The sequence below is a fragment of the Micromonospora sp. NPDC005686 genome (genome assembly GCF_042871665.1).
GTDB lineage: Bacteria > Actinomycetota > Actinomycetes > Mycobacteriales > Micromonosporaceae > Micromonospora.
In genome coordinates this window covers 508,160-527,440 of record NZ_JBIAIY010000002.1, presented here as the reverse complement: position 1 = coordinate 527,440, position 19,281 = coordinate 508,160, and the positions used below count along the sequence as shown (strand labels likewise).

Genomic DNA, 19,281 nt, shown 5'->3' with positions numbered 1-19,281 from the left:
TGCTGGTCAGGGGCCGTGTCTGCACCTGGTGGCGGGTAGAGGATTCGAACCTCTGTAGCTTTCGCGACGGATTTACAGTCCGCTCCCATTGGCCGCTCGGGCAACCCGCCAGGGCACACCACCGCGTCGCAACGCGGCAGCGGAAGCAAGGATAGCGGTTGTCCCCGGCCCTACCGCAACCGGGTACCGTCAGGAGGTCCCACGCTGGTCAGTGCGGGACGGACCAGGACAGACCGCCGGACAGCAGGAGCATGAGCATGGCAGCGAACCCGTCGTTCGACATCGTGAGCAAGGTCGACCGGCAGGAGGTCGACAACGCCGTCCGCCAGTCGGAGAAGGAGCTCTCGACGCGGTTCGACTTCCGCGGCACCGGCGCCGAGATCTCCTGGTCGGGTGAGGAGGCGATCAGCCTCCAGGCGGAGACCGAGGAGCGGCTCCGGGCCGCGCTGGACGTCTTCAAGGAGAAGCTGGTCAAGCGGAACATCTCGCTGAAGTCGCTCGACGCCGGTGAGCCCCGGCAGTCGGGCAAGATCTTCAAGATCGACGCCAAGGTGGTGCAGGGCATCGACTCGGACAAGGCCAAGGCGATCAGCAAGAAGATCCGCGACGAGGGCCCGAAGGGCGTGCAGGCGCAGATCCAGGGCGACCAGCTCCGCGTCACCGGCAAGAAGAAGGACGACCTCCAGGCCGTCATCGCGCTGCTCAAGGGCGAGGACTTCGGACTGGCGCTCCAGTTCACCAACTACAGGTAAGCAAAGTTCGTCCGACCTGCAGATCGGGCTTGCCACGCCTTGTTACCTGGGCAGACGTCGTCACCAGTGGTCGTCGTTGGTCGCCGACAATCGGCCTTCGACGGCCTGGTGACGGCCTGGTGCTGGTCCTCGTCGACCATGCTCGGAGTCATTGATCGAGGCATCTGGACCGGGCTACTCCAGATCCTGCATGATCAAGCCGAGTTTGTTCAGCCTGGTCGCGACGACCGGGTGGTCCGGCCCGTACACCGCCTCGCCGATGGCCAACGCCCGCTCAACCAACGGCCGAGCCGCCCCCGCATCCCCCAGCTCCTCGGCATCAGGACGGGCGCGACACTGCGCCTGTTCACGTAATGCAGAGGACGACCGTAGGCAAGGCCTGGCAGTGTGAGCTGGTGCCGGATATCGACCCCACTGAGGCGGAGTACCTCCGCGAGATAGAGCTCCTTGCCAATGACGTCGTCAATCGGGCGCTGGACGAGGGCTGGCTAAGCTTTGATCCCGATCCTGACGATGCAACGCCCTTGCAGCGTGCCGTCAACGCGCTGGGACGCCAGCTCCAGGACTACCACTTCGAACATGACGGCTGTGTCGATCCGGACGCCCCGCTCGTCGGCCTGGCCGGAGCACTCCTGGTCCGTCCCACGACCGTTACGAGCGAGCAGGAGTACATCGACATCTGCGAGCGGCTGGGCGTTGAGGCACGGCCGCAGGGGTGGGCGTTGTGGCACACCTGGGATCAGAAGGGCCGACGAATCACCATGGTCACCACCAGGATCAGCACCACTGAAGGAATGCTGCTGGTCTGGTCGAAGGGCCGCCACATCGTCCCAGTCAAACCGCCACGGGCCGCGGTGGCAGCCACTGTCAGGGGATGGATTGGACCAGCGGTCCGATCTCCCGGATACGTGGCCGAGATGACGTGATCAGGGTCCGAGTAAACCCCGACCATCCCGGTGACCTCGACCCTGACGCCGGTCTCCTCCTGGGTCTCCCGGACTGCCGTCTCTGCCACCGGCTCGCCGATCTCCTGGCCACCGCCGGGCAGGGACCACCTGTCCCGGGGACGTGCCGCGCTCGCCGTTCTACTGACCGACGAGAAGGAGGAAGTCGATGTCGGCACGCATTGGTGAGGCCTTGCGGGAGCTGGAGCAGGACATGACCGGGCTGCGGCTGAGCCCGGCGGCCGAGGTGCGCGCACGGGGCGTGCCCGGAGCCGGCGACGGGCCGCGGTCGTGCGGGGGTGGCCGCGGTGACGGTGACCGGCGGCGCGGCGACCATGGCGACGCTGTCCGGGCCGGTGCCGGCCGCCGGCAGCACGGCCACCCCGGCCGCCGCGTGTCAGGCCGACCCGCCCGCACGGCTGGACGTCGTCTTCCGGCCGGGAGCCGGCGCGCGGCAGATCGGGGAGGTCGACTACCGGATGGGGCAGGCGCGCGGCGACACCGGGCTGCGCTGCGGCGGCAACACGGTCGCGGCCCGGCCGGACGGCGACGGCCGGGTCGTCCTGTCGGTGCTGCTGGCGCAGGGTGAGGACCCGGCGCCGATCCGGGCCGCCGTGGAGAAGCTGCCCGGGGTGGAGCGGGTGGTGACCGTCGGCGGGTGAGCGGTCAGGCGACGAGCGTCTGCTCGGCGCGTACCGCTGTGGCCTCGGCCCGGGCGATCGGGCCGCCGGGCAGCGCGGCGACCGCGGCCCCGACGGCGACCGCCACCCCGGCGAAGACGAACGCCCAGGAGACGCCGCCGGCGAGGTCGATGATCAGGCCCGCGATCGAGCCGCCGGCGGCGCTCGCCGCGATCGACATGGTCACCACCCAGGTGTACGCCTCGTTCAGCATGCCGGCCGGGGTGATCCGCCCGACGAGTGTGTTCTCCAGGGTGAGGGCGGGGGCGATGGCCGCGCCGCCGAGCACCAGCGCGACGCCGAGCGCGGCCGGGCCGGGCATCACCGCGAAGACGGCGAAGCTGGCCGCGACGGTGCCGAGCAGCCAGGCGAACTGGCGGGTCATGTTGGCGGCGGGCTTGCGTACGCCGAACCAGAAACCACCGATGGCGCTGCCGACGCCCCAGACGGCGAGCAGCACGCCGGCCAGGCTCTCCGGGTCGTCGGCGCCGGAGTTCCCGGCGAAGGCCGGGACGATGACGCCGGAGGCGCCGAAGGCGATGCCGAGGCTGGCCACGCAGAGCAGCAGCGCGGGGAAGCCGCCGAGGCGCAGCGGGCCGAGGCCCCGGGCGTGGTGCTCGCGCGCGTGCGGGCGCCAGCCGCGCATGACCCGGCCGAGCGCGACCGCGCCGGTGCCGACCAGCGTGACCACCGCGGCGCCGACGAGCGCGGCGGAGGCGTCGGCGAACAGCACGAAGCCCGCCACCAGCAGCGGGCCGATCACGAACACGACCTCGAAGAGGGTGGTCTCGGCGGCGAGCGCGGTGTTGCGCAGGTGCGCCCGGCCGGTGGCGGGGGCGGTGAGGTCGTTCCAGGCGCCCCGGATCGCGGCGGTCAGCGGCGGGTACGTGGCGCCGGCGAGGCCCGCGGCCAGGTAGATCAGCGCGAGGTTGCCGCTGTCGGAGCGGGTGGCGACGAGCAGCCCGATCAGCGCGAACGGGTGGGCCAGCGCGGTGGCCAGCAGGACGGGGGCGGGTCCGACCCGGTCGGCGATCCGGCCGGCGACCGGGCTGAGCGCGGCGCCGGAGAGCGCGTAGATGCCGCCGGCGACGGCGGCCAGGGAGTACCGGCCGGTGACCTGCTCGACGACGAGCAGCAGCGCCAGCGGGGTCATGCCGATCCCGAGCCGCCCGACGACGCCGAGGACCAGCAGCATCGGGCCGCCGGGGATCCGCCAGACGCCCTGGTACTGGCGCAGTGCGGCCACGGTCGACCTCCAGGAGGGTAATGAGTGGGAGACGTTTCGACCCTAACGGCGCGGCCTGATCGGGGGGAAACAATTGTGCCCGGACACACCACCGCGCCCGCGTCGAGGACGCGGGCGCGGTGCGGGCGTACGGCGGGTCAGCGCTGGAACCGCACCGGCCCGGAGTTGCGGGCCATCTGCTCCAGGCGGGCCACCCGCTGCTCCATCGGCGGGTGGGTGGCGAACATCGCAGCGATGCCGCCGCCCCGCTTGAACGGGTTGTCGATCATCAGGTGGGCGGTGCTGGTGAGCTGGCCCTGCGGCGCCAGCGGACGCGCCTGCGTACCCAGGTGGATCTTGCGGAGGGCGCTGGCCAGGGCCAGCGGGTCGCGGCTCAGCTCGGCGCCGGACTTGTCGGCCTGGAACTCCCGGCTCCGGCTGATCGCGAGCTGGATCACCGTGGCGGCGATCGGGCCGAGGATCAGCGTGAGCAGCAGCACGGCCGGGTTCGGGCCGTCCTCGTCGTCCGAGGAGCCGAGCGGGATGAACCAGGCGAGGTTCGCCAGCATGGTGATGATGCCGGCCAGGCCGGCGGCCACGCTGGAGATCAGGATGTCCCGGTTGTAGACGTGGGACAGCTCGTGGCCGATCACGCCACGCAACTCCCGGTAGTCCAGGACCTCCACGATGCCCTGGGTGACGCAGACCGCCGCGTTCTGCGGGTTACGACCGGTGGCGAACGCGTTGGGCTGCGAGGTCGGGCTCACGTAGAGCCGGGGCATCGGCTTGCCGGCCAGCGTGGAGAGCTCCCGCACCATCTGGTACAGCTCGGGGAACTGTGCCTCGGTGACCGGTTGCGCCTTCATCGAGCGCAGTGCGAGCTTGTCGGAGTAGAAGTAGGTGACGCCGTTCATCAGCAGCGAGACGACGACGGCGATGACGAGACCGCCGCTACCGCCGAACCAGTAGCCGACCGCGAGGATCAGCGAGGTCAACAGGCCGAGCAGCGCTGCGGTCTTGAGACGGTTGGAATGCACGATCTCTCCTTCGGTGCACGGGCCCTTGCGGGAGCCCGCTGACCGGTTCAACACACCGGTACCCGTCAACCATCCGGCTCATGGCTGAGAGTTGGCTGGATGTGGCTGTGCGCAGGCTGAAGCGGTCGCCCATCCGGGCAGGAACCGGTCAGCGCGCCGCGACGTCCAGCACGAGCTGGGGTGCGAAACCGATCACTACCGCCGCCACGGTGACCACGCCGAGCGCCAGCGCCACGGCCCGGGCGGGCCGGACCGCCGCCGCGCCGGTCGGCGTCGCGTAGAGCGAGGCGGTGACCCGCAGGTAGTAGGCCAGGCCGACCACCGCGTTCAGCGCCACCACGAGTGCCAGCCAGCCCGCGTGCCCGGCCAGCAGCGCGCGTACCACTGTCACCTTGGCGAACAGCCCGGCCAGGCCCGGCGGCAGCCCGGCCAGCCCGATCAGCGCCAGCGCGAACGCGCCGCCCACCCACGGGTGCCGCCGCGCCGCGCCGCGCAGGTCGGCCAGCGTGCCGCCGTCGCCGTCCGCCGGACGCAACGCCACCACAGCGGCGAACGCGGCCAGCTCCAGCAGCACGAAGAAGATCGCGTACGCGACGGCTGCCGCGTACGCGCCCGCCCGCGCGTCGCCGGTGCGGCCCGCGGCCAGCGCCAGCGCGCCCAGCGGCGCCAGGATGTACCCCGCCTGGGCCACCGACGACCAGGCCAGCAACCGCACGGTACGCCGTTGACGCAGCGCCACCAGGTTGCCGACGGTCATGGTCAGCACCGCCAGCACGGCCAGCACCGGGCCGGTCACGTCGCCCGGCAGCGCCCGCTGCACCACCGCCAGCAGCGCCACCACGCCACCGAGCTTCGAGGCGGTGGACAGGTACGCGGCCACCGGCAGCGGCGCGCCGTCGTACGTGGCGGGGGCCCAGGCGTGGAACGGCACGGCGGCGACCTTGAACGCCAGCCCGGCCACCACGAGCGCCACCGCGACGCCGGTCAGCGGCAGATCGGTCAGGTCGGCGCGGGCGGCCAGGGTGGCGCCGAGCCGGTCCAGGTGCAGCGTGCCGGTGACCGCGTAGAGCAGCGCCGCGCCGAGCAGCGTCACAGTGGTGGCGACCACGCTCACCACGAAGAACGTCACCGCCGCCTCGGCGCCGGCGAGGCTGCCCCGGCGCAGGCCGACCAGCACGTACAGCGGCAGCGTCAGCGTCTCCAGCGCCACGATCAGCGTGATCAGGTCACCCGCGGCGCCGAGCACCACGCCACCGGTCATCGCGCAGGCGAGCAGGAAGCAGTACTCGCCGACCGGGGTACGGCCGGCGCGCAGCAGCGGGCCGGACAGCGCCAGCACGCCGAGCGTGAGCAGGGCGATCACCGCCCCGACCAGTGCCGCACGCCCGTTCCACACCCAGGAGCAGTCCGCGCCCACGCAGAACGTGCGCCGCTCACCGGCCGCCCCGACCAGTGCCGCGCCGGCCGCGGTGCCGGCCGCGCCGAGCGCCGCCACCGCCACCGTGACGGCGGGCCGGGCCACCAGCAGGTCGAACAGGAGCACCAGCACGGCCGTGCCGGCGGCCAGGTACGCGGGCAGCATCGCCAGGTTGTCGACAGGCTGCACCAGGCTCATGGCACGACCCCCAGCAGCGCCTCCACCGGGCCGGAGGCGTAGGACAGGACCAGCGCCGGGGCCAGGCCGACCGCGAGCGCGAGCAGCGCCAGCGGCGCCCAGGCGGTCAGCTCCGCCCCGGCCAGCCCGGGTGCGAGCCCGGCCACCGCCGGACTGGGCCGGCCGTGGGTGACCCGGCGCAGCAACCGCAGGAAGTACGCGGCGGTCAGCGCCCCGCCCAGCGCGGCCAGCACGGCGAGCGTGAGCCAGAGCGGGCCGCCCCGCTGCACGGCGGCCACCACGGCGAACGCCTCGCCCCAGAAGCCGGCCAGGCCGGGCAGCCCCAGCGAGGCGACGGCCGCGAAGCCGAGCAGCCCGGCAAGCCGGGGCGCGGTCTCCCGCAGCCCGGACAGTTCGGCCAGCGACCCGGTGTGCGCGCGGTCCTTCACCGCTCCGGCCAGGAAGAACAGCAGGCCGGTGATGACCCCGTGGGCGATGTTGCCGATCAGCGCGGCCTGGAGCCCGGTGGCGGTGAGCGTGGCGACCCCGAGCAGCACGAAGCCCATGTGCCCGACGCTCGAATACGCGATCAGCCGCTTCAGGTCGTCCTGCGCCAGGCAGACCAGGCCGCCGATTCCGATCGCGGCGACGGCGAGCACGCCGAGCGCCGGCGCGGCCCAGCGGGCACCCTCCGGGGCCACCCCCACGGCCACCCGGATCAGCCCGTACGTGCCCATCTTGAGCAGCACCCCGGCGAGGATCACGCTGCCGACAGTGGGCGCCTGGGTGTGCGCGTCGGGCAGCCACGAGTGCAGCGGCCAGAGCGGGCTCTTCACCGCGAACGCGAGCGCCAGCAGCGTGAACGCGGCGAGCTGGGTGCCCCGGGACAGCCCGGCGCCGCCGGTCAGCGCGACCAGGTCGGCGGTGCCCGCGGCGGCCACCACCACGTAGACGCCGACGAGCAGCAGCACCGAGCCGAACAGCGTGTAGAGCGCGAACTTGCGGGCCGCCCGCCGCCGGTCCGCTCCGCCCCAGCCGGCGATCACCGCGTACATCGGCAACAGGACGACCTCGAAGAACAGGAAGAACAGCACCAGGTCGAGCGCGAGGAACGTGCCGAGGATGCCCACCTCGACCACCAGCAGCAGCGCCACGAGCGCCCGCCCGCTGCCGCCGCCGGGCGGCACCCGCCACAGCGTGTACGCGCAGCAGAGAAGCGTGAGCAGCGCGGTCAGCACCACCAGCGGCCAGGAGATGCCGTCCACGCCGAGGTGGAAGCGCAGGTCGAGCCCGGGCACCCACTGCCGGTCGACCTGGTGCCACGGCTGCACCGCCGGGCGGGGACCGTACCCGAACCAGCCGTGCTCGCCGCCCACCAGCGGCAGCGTCGCCAGCAGCGTCAGCGCGGCGGCGACGGTGCCGACCACCCGGCCGGCCCGGTCACCCGGCACGGCGGCGGTGGCCAGCGCGCCGAGCGCCGGGATCGCTACCACGGCGACCAGCAGGACCTGCCCGAACGTCATGAGGTGACTCCGATCAGGGCGGCCGCCAGGCCGATCAGCAGCGCACCGGCCAGCACCGCGGCCGCCGCGCGCGGCAGCGCCGCCCGGTGCAGCGCGGCCAGGCCGCCGCCCACCTCGACCGCCGCCCGGCCGCTGCCCTCGACCAGCCCGTCCACGCCCAGCTCGTCACCGGTACGGACGGCCCGCGCGAGCGCGCCCGCCGGGCGTACGACAAGGGTGTGCTGGACGTCGTCGAGCCGGAACGCCCGGGCGAAGACCGGCCGCAGCGGGCCCAGGAAGCGGGCCGGGTCGGCGGCCGGGTCGCGGCGCCAGCCCGCCCAGGCGACGCCCGCGCCGACGAGCAGCAGCAGGAACGGCAGGACCAGGTTCGGCGCGAGGTGCACCAGCTCGACGGCCTCGCCGGTGGCGTCACCCGGCACTCGCAGGCGGTCGGCGAACCACTGCGCGAACGCGGCCAGGCCGAGCAGCGCGGCCGGCACCGTGAGCAGCAGCACCGGCCAGCGCAGCAGCGCGGGCGGGTCGTGCGGTCGCAGCAGCGGCGTGCGCGTCTGGCCGAGGAAGGTGCGAAGCAGCAGGCGGGTCGCGTACCAAGCGGTCACCGCCACTCCGACCAGCCCGGCCAGCCAGACCAGCCAGCCCACCCAGGCCGGCGTCGGCCCGGCGCCGTCGAGCGCGGCCGCCTCGGCGGCGGCGAGCACGCCGTCCTTGCTCCAGAAACCCGAGAGCGGGGGTACGCCGGCCAGCGCGCCCAGGCCGACCACCATGCACCAGAACGTCACGGGCATGCCGGCACGCAGGCCACCCATCCGGGACATCAGCGTGGTGCCCACGGCGTGGATCACCGCACCGGCGGCGAGGAACAGCAGCGCCTTGAACGCGGCGTGGGTGAGCAGGTGGAACAGCGCGGCGGCAGGTGCGCCGACCGCCAGCGCCCCGGTCATGTAGCCGATCTGCGACACCGTCGACCAGGCCAGCACCCGCTTGATGTCGTCCTGCGCGGTGGCGGCGAACGCGCCGAGCAGCATGGTGATCGCGGCCATCACGCCCAGCACGGCGAGCGCGGCCGGGGCGCGTTCGAACAGCGGGAACAGCCGGGCCACCGCGTACACCCCGGCGGCGACCATGGTGGCGGCGTGGATCAGCGCGGACACCGGCGTCGGGCCGGCCATCGCGTCCGGTAGCCAGGTGTGCAGCGGGAACTGAGCGCTCTTGCCCGCCACCCCGGCGAGCAGCAGCAGGCAGGCGGCGGTGAGCGTGCCGCTGCCGTAGTCGTGGGCCAGCACGTCGGCGATCCGGAAACTCCCGGCGCCCACGCCGAGCAGCGCGATGCCGAGCAGGAAGCCGACGTCACCCACCCGGGTGACCAGGAACGCCTTCACCGCCGCGCCGGGCGCCTCGGGCAGCCGCCGGTCGTGGGCGATGAGCAGGTACGAGCAGACGCCCATCACCTCCCAGCCGACCAGCAGCATGATCAGGTCACCGGACACCACCACAGTGAGCATGGCGGCGGTGAAAAGGCTCAGTTGCGCCGCGTACGGCGGGTAGCGGTGGTCGACGTCCACGTCGTCGTGCGGGCCCCGGCGCAGGTAGCCGATCGAGTAGACCTGCACGGCCAGCGCCACAGCGGTGACCGCGGTGGCGACGAGCACCGCCACGCCGTCCAGCCGCAGACCCAGCGTGACCCGCAGCCCGCCCAGGTCGACCCAGGTGGTGGACGCCTCGACCGGAGCGTCCACGCGGACCAGCAGCGCCAGCGCGGCCAGCAGCGACACCGCCGCCCCGGCCACGCCCAGCGCGACCGCCAGCCGCCGGGCCGACGCCCGGTCCTGGCGCGGAGCGGGCGGCAGCAGCAGGCCGAGCAGCCCGGCGACGAGCGGCGCCGCCGGCAGCACCGCCGCGAGCCACAGTGTCGGCGTGCTCACCGGACCGCTCCTTCCGCACCCGGCGCTGCCGTCGTCGGCTGCCCGACGGGGGTCACCGCGACGGCGGGCGCCGGCTCGGCCAGCGGCACGTCGTCGACGGTGACGCTGGCGCGTAGCCGGTAGAGCTGGAGCACGATGGCGAGCCCGACACCGATCTCGGCGGCGGCCAGCACGATCACGAACAGCGCGAACACCTGACCGGAGTGCGGCAGCACGGCCTTCACAGTGGTGTCGGCGGTGACCAGCACCAGGTTCACCGCGTTCAGCATCAGCTCCACCGCCATCAGCACCAGGACGGCGTTGCGGCGGCGCAGCACGCCGTACACGCCGAGGCCGAACAGCAGCGCGGCGGTGACGTACGGGATGACCGGCCTCACCGGCGCCCACCCTCGTCGGCGGCCCGGCGGCCGATGTCGGGGCGGGAGAGCACGATCGCGCCGACCAGCGCGGCCAGCAGCAGCACCGACAGCACCTCGAACGGCAGCACCCAGGAGCGGAACACCTGCTCGCCGATGCGCTCGGCGGTGCCCGCGGCGGGCAGGTCCACCCGGGACCAGCGGAACGCGTCGATCAGCAGCACGGCCAGGCCGAGGCCGCTGCCGGCGCCCACGAGCGCGGCGGCCCAGCCCGGCCGGTCCAGGTCGTCCGACGGGCCGATCGGGGCGCGGGTCAGCATCACCGCGAACAGCAGCAGCACCACCACCGCGCCGACGTAGATGAGCACCTGCACCCAGGCCACCAGCTCGGCGGTCAGCACCAGGTAGTCACCGGCGAGCGCGCCCAGGCAGACCACCAGCCACAGCCCGGCCCGGACCAGGTGCCGGGTGGCGACCACCAGCGCACCGGCGCCCACCGCCACCGCGCCCAGCGCCAGCAGCAGCACGTCCGCACCGGTCATGTGGCAGCGCCTCCGCCCGGATCGGTGGCGGCGTCGGGGCGTACCCGGGAAGGAGCCGGACGGGCCGACGGACCCGCCGCCTTCCGGGCGGCGGTGACCTCCTCCTTGGCGGGGTCGCCGAGCGGGTCGTGGGCCGGCGGCGGCGGCACGGTGGCCATCCACTCACCCAGGTGGTCCTTGTCGTGCAGCAGGTTCTTGATGTCGTACTCGGCGTACTCGAACTCCGGCGACCAGTAGAGCGCGTCGAACGGGCAGACCTCGACGCAGATGCCGCAGTACATGCAGAGCGAGAAGTCGATGTCGAACTTGTCGAGCACGTTGCGCTGGCGGGGGCGGGCGGCGCCGGGCACCGCCACCTCCTCCTTGTGCGAGTCGATGTAGATGCACCAGTCCGGGCACTCGCGGGCGCAGAGCATGCAGACCGTGCAGTTCTCCTCCAGCAGCGCGATCACGCCGCGGGAGCGGGGCGGCAGTTCGGGCGCGACGTCCGGGTACTGCTGGGTGGTCGAGCGGCGGGTCATCGTCTTCAACGTGACCGCAAGGCCCTTGACCAACCCGGCGCCGGGCACTCCACCGTGCTCGCTCATGCCGCCCATCCTGCCCTGTGGCCCCGGCGCGCGCGACCACCACCCGTCGCTTTGCCGACGATCAGCCGGATCACGCCTCGCCGGGTGTGAGCGGGGGCAGCATCTCCACGCCGAGCTGCTGAAGCAGCTGGAACAGCTCGTTGACGCTCCACACGTCCACGATCCGGCCCTCGTCGTCGAAGCGCAGGAACGTCGCGCCCGAGTAGCTGACCACGCGGCCGGTCGGCGGCACCGGACCGAACTGCCCGGCCTGGGTGCCGGCCGCCCGCCAGCGCACCGCCACCCGCGTACCGGTCGCCACCACTTCGACGATCTTGTAACGCAGGTCGGGGAACGACGCCCGCCGGTCCCGGTGCCACGCCAGCACCGCCGCCGGGCCGGCGCCGCCGAGCCCCGGGCAGTCCGCTGCCACCAGCTCGTACGCGCTCTCCTCGCGCCCGGCGTTCCACACGTCGGCGACGAAACGCCGGGCCGCCGCCTCCACATCGGTCACGGCGGGCAGCCTATGCCCCTCTGTGACGCACTCCTCCTGCCGGGAGCCGCCGGAGCGACCATGATGGGAGCGAAAAGCGAACTCGGAGGTGGGTGTGGGCAGCGACAACGAGGTCCTGGACCGGACCGGTGGCAAGTACGTGGAACCGGGTGGCGAGTTCACCCGGGACCAGCGCTACATCGCCACCCGGATCACCGCCGACGGGCGGGACGACTGGCCGGTGGAGCCGGGCCGCTACCGGCTGGCGGTCAGCCGGGCCTGCCCCTGGGCCAACCGGCTGATCATCGTCCGCCGCCTGCTCGGCCTGGAGGACGCCATCTCGATGGCAGTGGCCGGGCCGACACACGACAAGCGGAGCTGGACGTTCGACCTGGACCCGGACGGCAAGGACCCGGTGCTCGGCATCGAGCGGCTGGCCGAGGCGTACTTCGCCCGCTTCCCCGGCTACGAGCGCGGCATCACCGTGCCGGCGCTCGTCGACGTGCCCACCGGGCAGGTGGTGACGAACGAGTACGCGCAGATGAGCCTGGACCTGTCGACCGAGTGGACGGCGTACCACCGGCCGGGCGCGCCGGACCTCTACCCGGAACCGCTGCGCGGCGAGATCGACGAGGTGAACGGGCTGGTCTTCGCCGACGTCAACAACGGCGTCTACCGGTGCGGCTTCGCCGGCAGTCAGGAGGCGTACGACAAGGCGTACCACCGGCTCTTCGACCGGCTGGACTGGCTGAGCGAGCGGCTGGCCGGGCAGCGGTACCTGGTCGGCGACACCATCACCGAGGCGGACGTACGGCTGTTCACCACGCTCGTCCGCTTCGACCCGGTCTACCACGGGCACTTCAAGTGCAATCGGCAGAAGCTCAGCGAGATGCCGGTGCTGTGGGCGTACGCCCGGGACCTGTTCACCACGCCCGGCTTCGGCGACACGATCGACTTCGACCACATCAAGCGGCACTACTACGAGGTTCACCGGGACATCAACCCGACCGGCATCGTGCCGCTCGGTCCCGACCTGAGCAACTGGCTCACCCCGCACGGCCGGGAGGAGCTGGGCGGTCGCCCCTTCGGCGACGGCACCCCACCCCCGCCCCCACCCGAGTCCGAGCGCGTAGACCCGGCCCACACCCCCCTGCACTGACCCCGCCCCGCCCCGCCCCGCGCCGCCCAGCGCCGCCGATCTTGCACTTTGGGCCCCGAACCTGGGTGCCTTGCCCCTTTTTGCCAGGGCAGAAAGTGCAAGATCGCCGAGGGCGGGAGGGGCGGGGAGAGAGGGGTTACAGAGCCAGGCGGACTGCGGCGGTCAGGACCAGCTGGGCCAGGGCCAGGGGGACCAGGACCAGCCAGCAGAGGCGCTGGAGCTGGTCCTCGCGCAGCCTCGGGTAACTCACCCGCAGCCAGATGATCACGAAGGCGACGGCGAAGACCTTGAGCAGCGTCCACAGCCAGCCGAGCTGTGCGTCGGCGAACGGGCCCTGCCAGCCGCCGAGGAACAGCACCGTGGTCAGCGCCGCGATCACCACGATGCCGACGTACTCGGCGAGCAGGAAGAACGCGAACCGCAGGCCGGTGTACTCGGTCATGTAGCCGAACACCAGCTCGGAGTCGGCCACCGGCATGTCGAACGGCGGGCGGCGGATCTCCGCCAGCCCGGCCACGAAGAAGATCACCATGGCCGGCGCCTGCCACAGCAGCCACCACGGCTGCCACGCCTCCACGATGCCGGGCAGGCTGAGCGTGCCCGCCGCCATCGCCACCGAGGCGGCGGCCAGCACCAGCGGCAGCTCGTACCCGAGCAACTGGGCCGCGCCGCGCAGCCCGCCGAGCAGGCTGTACTTGTTGGCCGACGCCCACGCGGACATGAGCACGGCCAGCACGCCGACGCCCACCACGGCGAGCACGAAGAACAGGCCGATGTCCAGCGGCTGGGCGACCAGGTCACCCGGCCCGAGCGGGATGACGAGCAGCACGAGCAGGTACGGCACCAGCGCCACCGCGGGCGCCAGCCGGAACACCGGCCGGTCCGCGTCGCGCGGGGTGACGTCCTCCTTCTGCACGAACTTGATGCCGTCCGCCACGAGTTGGGCCCAGCCGTGGAAGCCGCCCGCGTACATCGGGCCCAGCCGGCCCTGCATGTGCGCCATCACCTTGTGCTCGGCCTGGCCCACGATCAGCGGCAGGGTGAGGAACGCGACCAGCACCCCGGCCACCCGCAGGACCAGCTCCAGCCACTCCGGCATCAGCTCTCCCCCGCCGCGTCGGGCTCCGGCTCCTGGCGGGGCGGCCCGGTCGGCCGCTCCCCCGGCAGCGGCCGTCCGAGCGGACCCGGCTCACCGGCCGCCGGGGCAGCGGCCGACCCCGGCCCGGCCTCCGCCGAAGCGGACCGAGCCGGGCGCTCGGCGGAAGCCGGCCGTTCCGGACCCGCCCCGGAAGCGGGCCGCGCCGGACGATCACCCGGGGCGGGCCGCGCCGGGCGCTCACGGGCCGGGCGTGCCGGCGTACCCCCGCGGGGGCCCTCGCCGGCACCCGCCGGCGTGGGCGTCGTGCCCCACTCCCCCGGCGCGGGCACGCCCGGCGGGCGGACCGGACGGCGTCCCCCGCCGGCCTCCGACTCGCCCGGCTCCTTCGCGCCGGGCCACGGCTTGGCGACCCGGGAGGCGAGGACGAACTCCTTGCGCAGCGGGTGTCCCTCAAACTCCGGCGGCAGCAGCAGCGGGCGCAGCTCGCCGTGGCCGGCGAAGTCGATGCCGAACATCTCGTGCGTCTCGCGCTCGTGCCAGGCGGCGCCGGGGAACAGGCCGACCACCGACGCGACGACCGGCGCGTCCCGGGGCACCCGGGTGCGCAGCAGCAGCCCGTGCCGGTACCGGACCGACCACAGGTGCAGCACCACGTCGAAGCCGTCGGCCAGCTCGTCCACCGCCGACAGCCAGTCCAGGAAATCGAGACCCAGCTCGGCGTCGTCCCGTGCCGCACGCACCGCGTCCGCCCAGCTCGCCGGGGGTACGTCGACGGTGGCGCGGGCGTACCCCTGACCGCCGGACACCGACGCGGCAGCCTCGACGGGCGCGAGCAGCGCGACCACTCGCAAGCCGACCTCTTCCGGAGTCATGCGCTGATCCTATGGCCGACGGCTGCGGGCCGGGTCGGGCCGCCCGTGCCGGGATCGTCGCTTCGCCGGACGCGCGGCGGGAGCGCGCGGAAAGATGGGGTCCGTGCGCGCTGTGACTGTGACCCCCGGTGTCCCGGATTCGCTGCGGCTCGCCGAGGACTGGCCCGAGCCGCCGCCCGAGGAGGGCGCCATCCTGGTCGAGGCGCTGGCGGTGGGGGTGTGCGGCACCGATCACGAGATCGTGTCCGGCGAGTACGGCGAGGCGCCGCCGGGCCAGGACCGGCTGGTTCTCGGGCACGAGTCGCTGGGTCGCGTGCTGGAGGACCCGACCGGCACGTTGCAGGCCGGCGACCTGGTTGCGGGCGTGGTCCGCCACCCGGACCCGGTGCCCTGCGCGAACTGCGCGGTTGACGAGTGGGACATGTGCCGCAACGGGCGGTACACCGAGCACGGCATCAAGGCGCTGCCCGGCTTCGCCCGGGAACGCTGGCGGTTGCAGCCCAAGTTCGCCGTCGGCCTGGACCCGGCGCTCGCGTCGGTGGGCGTGCTGCTGGAGCCGACGAGCGTGGTGGCGAAGGCGTGGGACCACATCGAGCGGATCGGCCGCCGGGCCGAGTGGAAACCGATGACCGTGCTGGTCACCGGCGCCGGGCCGATCGGGCTGCTGGCCGCGCTGCTCGGCAGCCAGCGTGGGCTGTCGGTGCACGTGCTGGACCGCACCACCACCGGGCCGAAGCCGGAGCTGGTCCGCGCGCTCGGGGCGACCTACCACACGGCGCCGGTGCCGGAGCTGGACGTGAAACCGGACGTGGTGATCGAGTGCACCGGCGCTCCCACTGTGGTGCTGGACGCCATGTGCAAGGCCGCGCCCACCGGCATCGTCTGCCTGACCGGTGTGTCGAGCGGCGGCCGGACCATCAACTTCGACGCCGGGGCGCTCAACCGGGAGCTGGTGCTGGAGAACACCGTGGTGTTCGGCTCGGTGAACGCCGGCCGGCGGCACTGGGAGATGGCCGCCGAGGCGCTCGCCCAGGCCGACCGGTCGTGGCTGACGTCGCTGATCACCCGCCGGGTGCCGCTGACCAGCTACCGCGAGGCGTACGCCTCGGTCGGTGAGGACATCAAGGCCGTGCTGGACTTCACGCAGTGAGGCGGGGCGGCGGCGGATCGCAGCGCCCCGGCCCCTCAGATGCCGGGTAGCCGGCCGTTGCGAAACAGGTCCACGAAGAGCTGGTGGTCCTCGCGGGCCCGGATCCCGTACCGGTGCCCGAAGTCGACCAGGTAGCCGACGAACGCCTCCGGGTCGGCGTCGACCACGGCCACGATCGCCTCCTCGGTGGAGTAGTCGACCAGGTCGTGGCTGGACTCGTCGTCGGCGACCGAGTGCATCCGGGCCACCGCCCGGCCCAGGTCGGCGAGCACGCCGGACAGTTCCTCCGGCTCGTTCACGTCGGCCCAGTCCAGGTCCGCCGCGTACGGGGACACCTCGGCGACGAGCTGCCCGACGCCGTCCAGCTCGGTGAAGCCCAGCCACGGGTCGGCGTGCGCCTGCAACGCGCGTTGCGACTCGGCGGTGCGGTGCCCCTGGTGCCGGAAGTACGACCGGACCCGCTCGTCGTCGACGTACCGCGCCACGGCCGGCACCTGCGCCTGCTTCATGTAGATGACGACGTCGTTCTCCAGCGCCTGGGTGTGCCCCTCCAGCAGCAGGTTGTACGACGGCAGCCCGGCCGACCCGATGCCGACGCCCTTGCGCAGCACCACGTCCTTGATGCCGGTGGCCACCGGGCGCATCCGGGTGGCCGACTCCGGCAGCGTGTGCAGGTAGTCGGCGAACGCCGCGCAGACCTTCTCCCGGGTGGCGTCGTCGATCTCGTACACGCCGTCGCCGAGGGAGAACCGGCGCTCGTAGTTGTCGACGGTGGTCTGCCCGGCGAGCAGGTCCACCCGGGTGTTCATCCGTGCCTGCTGGAGCACCCGGCGCAGCACGCCGTCGGCGTTGTCGAGCGTGATCGAGCCGATCGCGTCGTCCCCACCCGCGGCGATGGCCCGCAGCTCGGCCAGGTACGACCGCGCGAAGCCCGCCACCAGCTCGCCGATCACCCGGTCGGAGAGCGCCTTGGCGTAGCCGAGCAGCGCCACGCTGGCGGCGAAGCGCTTCAGGTCCCAGGTGAACGGCCCGACATACGCCTCGTCGAAGTCGTTGACGTTGAACACGAGCTGCCCGGAGCCGTTCATGTAGGTGCCGAAGTTCTCGGCGTGCAGGTCGCCGTGGATCCACACCCGGCTGGTCCGGTCGTCGAGGAACCGGTCGCTGCCGAAGTCGCCGCGCTGGTCGGCGTAGAACAGCGCGGCGCTGCCCCGGTAGAAGGCGAACGGTGACGCCGCCATCTTGCGGAACTTGCGGCGGAACGCCGCCGGGTCGATGGCCATGGACGCGCCGAACTCCTCGGTCAGCACGTCGATGATGAATGCGGAGCGCTCCTCCGCGAGGCCGGTCATGTCCGCAGGCTAGCCACCCGGCGCCAGTCGCCGGCCCGTTCCGGCTCGGCCCGGTGCCCGGTACGACGGCGGTCGCCGCCGTACCGGGCACTCGTCGGCCGTCAGCGCCCGGCGCGTGAGTCCGGTCGGATGCCCAGCGGAGCCGCGGCGGCGCGGGCCACGCCCGTGGGGGGAGCCCCGCAGGTGGAGCCGGTGTTCATCGCGACGGTGGTGGTGGTGCCGGCCTTGACCCGCACGGTCTGGGCCTGTCGGCTGCCGTACCAGCAGTCCTTGTTCACCCAGTACTGCACGTAGACGTCCTGCGTGCGGTGCCCCTTGACGGTGAACGACCCACCGCTGCCGCTGTCGAAGTACCCGTAGGAGGCGCTGGCGATGTCGCCGGTGCGCGCGTTGTACGTCCAGACGTAACCGCTGGCCCACGGGTCGGCCGGGTCGGTCACCTTGCCGGCGAGCACGCCACCGGCGACCAGCTTGGCGTTGACGGCTGCCGTGCCACCCGACGTGACCTGGGTGTACGTGGCGGCGAAGCGGTCGGCGACATTGCCGGACCACTGCCAGGCGTAGCCGCTGTTGGCGGTGGGTGCGAACTCGACCGGCCAGCGGTAGGGGCCGAGGTCGTTGATGGTGTAGCGGCCGGAGGCGTCGGAGCAGTTCTTCCCGAAGATGGAGCCCTGGCCGGGGTGGAAGGCGTACGGGTAGGAACAGACACCCGGGACCACGTCGCCCGCGGCGTTGCGGACCGTACCGGTGATCGTGCCCGGCTGGTCCATCCGGATGGCCGGGATGGTGATGGTGCGCGCCGCCTTCAAGGTCACCGCCAGCGCCACACGCTGGTCGCCGCTGCCGCCGTCGGCGGTGACCCACTGGTCGCCGTAGCGGCGCACCGGCGGGTCGTACGGGTTGTCCGCCTGGTAGGCGTACACGTTCAAGGTCTGGAGTTCGTCAGCCTCGAACGGGCCGACCTCCAGGCGGCCGTCCGTGCCGGAGCAGTACTGCCGCATGTGGGCGGACTGTCCACCCCACTTGGGCTGGACCAGGTGTACGCAGATCCCGCTGATCGGGGCAGAGGTGGCCGCGTCCCGCACGGTGGTGGTGAAGGCCGCGCCGGGCCGCAACGCGTACGAGACCTCGGTGACCGCACCACGCCGCACGTCGACGGTCGGCTGGGGGTCGGCGGGGAAGTACGAGGCGCCGCCGGTCACCTCGGTCGTCCAACTGCCCGGACGCACACCGGTGACCCGGACCAGGCCGTTCGTGCCGCAGACGAACTCGTCGCGCCCTCCGATGACGTACAGGCAGGGACGCGGCACCGGCTTGCCGGTGACCGAATCGGTCACCCGGGCCTCGATCTCGCCGAGCGGCAGCACCTGCTCGTCGACGGTGAGCGTCGCGCCGTCGGCCACCTCGAACACGGTGGCGCTGTCCCGGCTCTCCTGACCCGGCACCCACTGGTAGCCACGGGTGTTGTCGTAGACGGAGATCCGGTACCGGCCGGGGGGCACGTTGTCGATCTGGTAACGCCCGTCGCCGAGGTCCCAGGTGTAGGCGATGGCCTCGTAGTTCGAGTCCTCGCCGTAGATGGTGACGGTGGCCTCGACCGGCGCGCCGGTCTCGTCGGTGATCCGGCCCTTGATCCCCGCCGAGCCCTGCCCGAGCGTGACGTCCCGCTCGACGAGGTCGTGCGCGGGAAGGCTGATCCGGTCCGCGTTCAGGTAGTCCGGGGCGGAGTACCACCACTCGGTCCGGAAGCCGGCGGCGTGCACCCGGATCTTGTAGTCGGGGGCGTCGGCGACGCCGGGAATGGTGTAGCGCCCCTGCGCGTCCGAGCAGTACTCGGCGGCCACCTCCGCGGGTGAGGTGTGCAGGGCGAAACAGGCGTTCGCGACCGGCGCACCGTCGGCGTCGGTGACCAGCCCGGTGTAGCCGACCGCCTCAGCGGCCGCCGGCGTGGCAGAGAGGGAGATCGTGGCGAGCGCCGCCAGAAGGGCGGCCCCCGCAGCCCGCAGTCGTATCAT

General features: G+C 73.0%; 19 protein-coding genes, 1 tRNA gene and 1 pseudogene. 5 read left to right on the top strand and 16 right to left on the bottom strand.

The window, feature by feature from the left end; translation table 11 throughout:
- Positions 1 to 26: 26 nt before the first annotated feature.
- Positions 27 to 110, bottom strand: a tRNA-Tyr gene (locus tag ACFYON_RS06355).
- A gap of 147 nt (positions 111 to 257) precedes the next feature.
- On the opposite strand from ACFYON_RS06355, the gene ACFYON_RS06350 reads away from it, so the two are divergent.
- Positions 258 to 752: a YajQ family cyclic di-GMP-binding protein gene (locus ACFYON_RS06350; protein WP_354874326.1), complete on the top strand. Its 495-nt coding sequence runs from the start codon at positions 258 to 260 to the stop codon at positions 750 to 752.
- A gap of 174 nt (positions 753 to 926) precedes the next feature.
- Here ACFYON_RS06350 and ACFYON_RS06345 read toward each other — a convergent pair whose 3' ends face one another.
- Positions 927 to 1,061: a tetratricopeptide repeat protein gene (locus tag ACFYON_RS06345; protein WP_354874336.1), complete on the bottom strand. Its 135-nt coding sequence runs from the start codon at positions 1,059 to 1,061 to the stop codon at positions 927 to 929.
- 86 nt (positions 1,062 to 1,147) lie between these two features.
- Here ACFYON_RS06345 and ACFYON_RS06340 point away from each other — a divergent pair, with 86 nt between their 5' ends.
- Positions 1,148 to 1,678, top strand: coding sequence for a hypothetical protein (locus tag ACFYON_RS06340; RefSeq protein WP_354874338.1), 531 nt, complete (start codon positions 1,148 to 1,150; stop codon positions 1,676 to 1,678).
- A gap of 5 nt (positions 1,679 to 1,683) precedes the next feature.
- Here ACFYON_RS06340 and ACFYON_RS06335 read toward each other — a convergent pair.
- Positions 1,684 to 1,767: pseudogene (locus ACFYON_RS06335) on the bottom strand (NUDIX domain-containing protein); the annotation flags it as partial.
- Between the two features lie 237 nt (positions 1,768 to 2,004).
- Here ACFYON_RS06335 and ACFYON_RS06330 point away from each other — a divergent pair.
- A complete protein-coding gene (locus ACFYON_RS06330; protein ID WP_354874324.1) occupies positions 2,005 to 2,358 on the top strand; it encodes a hypothetical protein in 354 nt (117 codons plus the stop codon).
- 4 nt (positions 2,359 to 2,362) lie between these two features.
- Here ACFYON_RS06330 and ACFYON_RS06325 read toward each other — a convergent pair whose 3' ends face one another.
- The 9 genes from ACFYON_RS06325 to ACFYON_RS06285 all read right to left on the bottom strand — a co-directional run bounded on the left by ACFYON_RS06325 (position 2,363) and on the right by ACFYON_RS06285 (position 11,655).
- Positions 2,363 to 3,622 carry an MFS transporter gene (locus tag ACFYON_RS06325; protein WP_354874322.1) on the bottom strand — a complete coding sequence of 420 codons (1,260 nt, stop codon included), beginning with the start codon at positions 3,620 to 3,622 and terminating at the stop codon, positions 2,363 to 2,365.
- Positions 3,623 to 3,759: 137 nt separating this feature from the next.
- Positions 3,760 to 4,638 carry a zinc metalloprotease HtpX gene (gene htpX, locus ACFYON_RS06320; protein ID WP_354874320.1) on the bottom strand — a complete coding sequence of 293 codons (879 nt, stop codon included), beginning with the start codon at positions 4,636 to 4,638 and terminating at the stop codon, positions 3,760 to 3,762.
- A 148-nt stretch (positions 4,639 to 4,786) separates the two neighbouring features.
- A complete protein-coding gene (locus ACFYON_RS06315; protein ID WP_354874317.1) occupies positions 4,787 to 6,253 on the bottom strand; it encodes a proton-conducting transporter membrane subunit in 1,467 nt (488 codons plus the stop codon).
- A complete protein-coding gene (locus tag ACFYON_RS06310; RefSeq protein WP_354874315.1) occupies positions 6,250 to 7,755 on the bottom strand; it encodes an NADH-quinone oxidoreductase subunit M in 1,506 nt (501 codons plus the stop codon). Before ACFYON_RS06310 ends, ACFYON_RS06315 begins: the two co-directional genes overlap by 4 nt.
- Positions 7,752 to 9,677: an NADH-quinone oxidoreductase subunit L gene (locus ACFYON_RS06305; RefSeq protein ID WP_387187592.1), complete on the bottom strand. Its 1,926-nt coding sequence runs from the start codon at positions 9,675 to 9,677 to the stop codon at positions 7,752 to 7,754. The genes ACFYON_RS06310 and ACFYON_RS06305 overlap by 4 nt, the downstream gene beginning before the upstream one ends.
- Positions 9,674 to 10,054 (bottom strand): NADH-quinone oxidoreductase subunit NuoK, encoded by a 381-nt coding sequence (gene nuoK / locus ACFYON_RS06300; RefSeq protein ID WP_354874311.1) that lies wholly within the window; start codon positions 10,052 to 10,054, stop codon positions 9,674 to 9,676. Before nuoK ends, ACFYON_RS06305 begins: the two co-directional genes overlap by 4 nt.
- The gene (locus ACFYON_RS06295) at positions 10,051 to 10,575 is read right to left on the bottom strand and encodes an NADH-quinone oxidoreductase subunit J (RefSeq protein ID WP_354874309.1); all 525 of its coding nucleotides are present in this window, start codon (positions 10,573 to 10,575) and stop codon (positions 10,051 to 10,053) included. Before ACFYON_RS06295 ends, nuoK begins: the two co-directional genes overlap by 4 nt.
- Positions 10,572 to 11,162 carry an NADH-quinone oxidoreductase subunit I gene (locus ACFYON_RS06290; protein ID WP_354874307.1) on the bottom strand — a complete coding sequence of 197 codons (591 nt, stop codon included), beginning with the start codon at positions 11,160 to 11,162 and terminating at the stop codon, positions 10,572 to 10,574. Before ACFYON_RS06290 ends, ACFYON_RS06295 begins: the two co-directional genes overlap by 4 nt.
- Positions 11,163 to 11,232: 70 nt before the next feature.
- Positions 11,233 to 11,655, bottom strand: coding sequence for an ester cyclase (locus tag ACFYON_RS06285; RefSeq protein ID WP_354874305.1), 423 nt, complete (start codon positions 11,653 to 11,655; stop codon positions 11,233 to 11,235).
- 94 nt (positions 11,656 to 11,749) lie between these two features.
- Here ACFYON_RS06285 and ACFYON_RS06280 point away from each other — a divergent pair, with 94 nt between their 5' ends.
- The gene (locus tag ACFYON_RS06280; RefSeq protein WP_354874303.1) at positions 11,750 to 12,793 is read left to right on the top strand and encodes a glutathione S-transferase C-terminal domain-containing protein; all 1,044 of its coding nucleotides are present in this window, start codon (positions 11,750 to 11,752) and stop codon (positions 12,791 to 12,793) included.
- A gap of 136 nt (positions 12,794 to 12,929) precedes the next feature.
- Here ACFYON_RS06280 and nuoH read toward each other — a convergent pair whose 3' ends face one another.
- Complete coding sequence (gene nuoH, locus ACFYON_RS06275; RefSeq protein WP_354874301.1) at positions 12,930 to 13,892, bottom strand: NADH-quinone oxidoreductase subunit NuoH; 963 nt, start codon at positions 13,890 to 13,892, stop codon at positions 12,930 to 12,932.
- A complete protein-coding gene (locus ACFYON_RS06270) occupies positions 13,892 to 14,764 on the bottom strand; it encodes an NADH-quinone oxidoreductase subunit C (protein WP_387187596.1) in 873 nt (290 codons plus the stop codon). Before ACFYON_RS06270 ends, nuoH begins: the two co-directional genes overlap by 1 nt.
- A 103-nt stretch (positions 14,765 to 14,867) precedes the next feature.
- On the opposite strand from ACFYON_RS06270, the gene ACFYON_RS06265 reads away from it, so the two are divergent.
- Positions 14,868 to 15,914 (top strand): glucose 1-dehydrogenase, encoded by a 1,047-nt coding sequence (locus tag ACFYON_RS06265; RefSeq protein ID WP_354874299.1) that lies wholly within the window; start codon positions 14,868 to 14,870, stop codon positions 15,912 to 15,914.
- Positions 15,915 to 15,949: 35 nt separating this feature from the next.
- Here the strand turns inward: ACFYON_RS06265 and ACFYON_RS06260 are convergent, their stop codons facing one another.
- Entirely contained in the window at positions 15,950 to 17,266 is a 1,317-nt protein-coding gene (locus tag ACFYON_RS06260) for a DUF2252 domain-containing protein (RefSeq protein ID WP_354874297.1), read from the bottom strand.
- Between the two features lie 101 nt (positions 17,267 to 17,367).
- Entirely contained in the window at positions 17,368 to 19,281 is a 1,914-nt protein-coding gene (locus ACFYON_RS06255) for a carboxypeptidase-like regulatory domain-containing protein (protein ID WP_354874295.1), read from the bottom strand.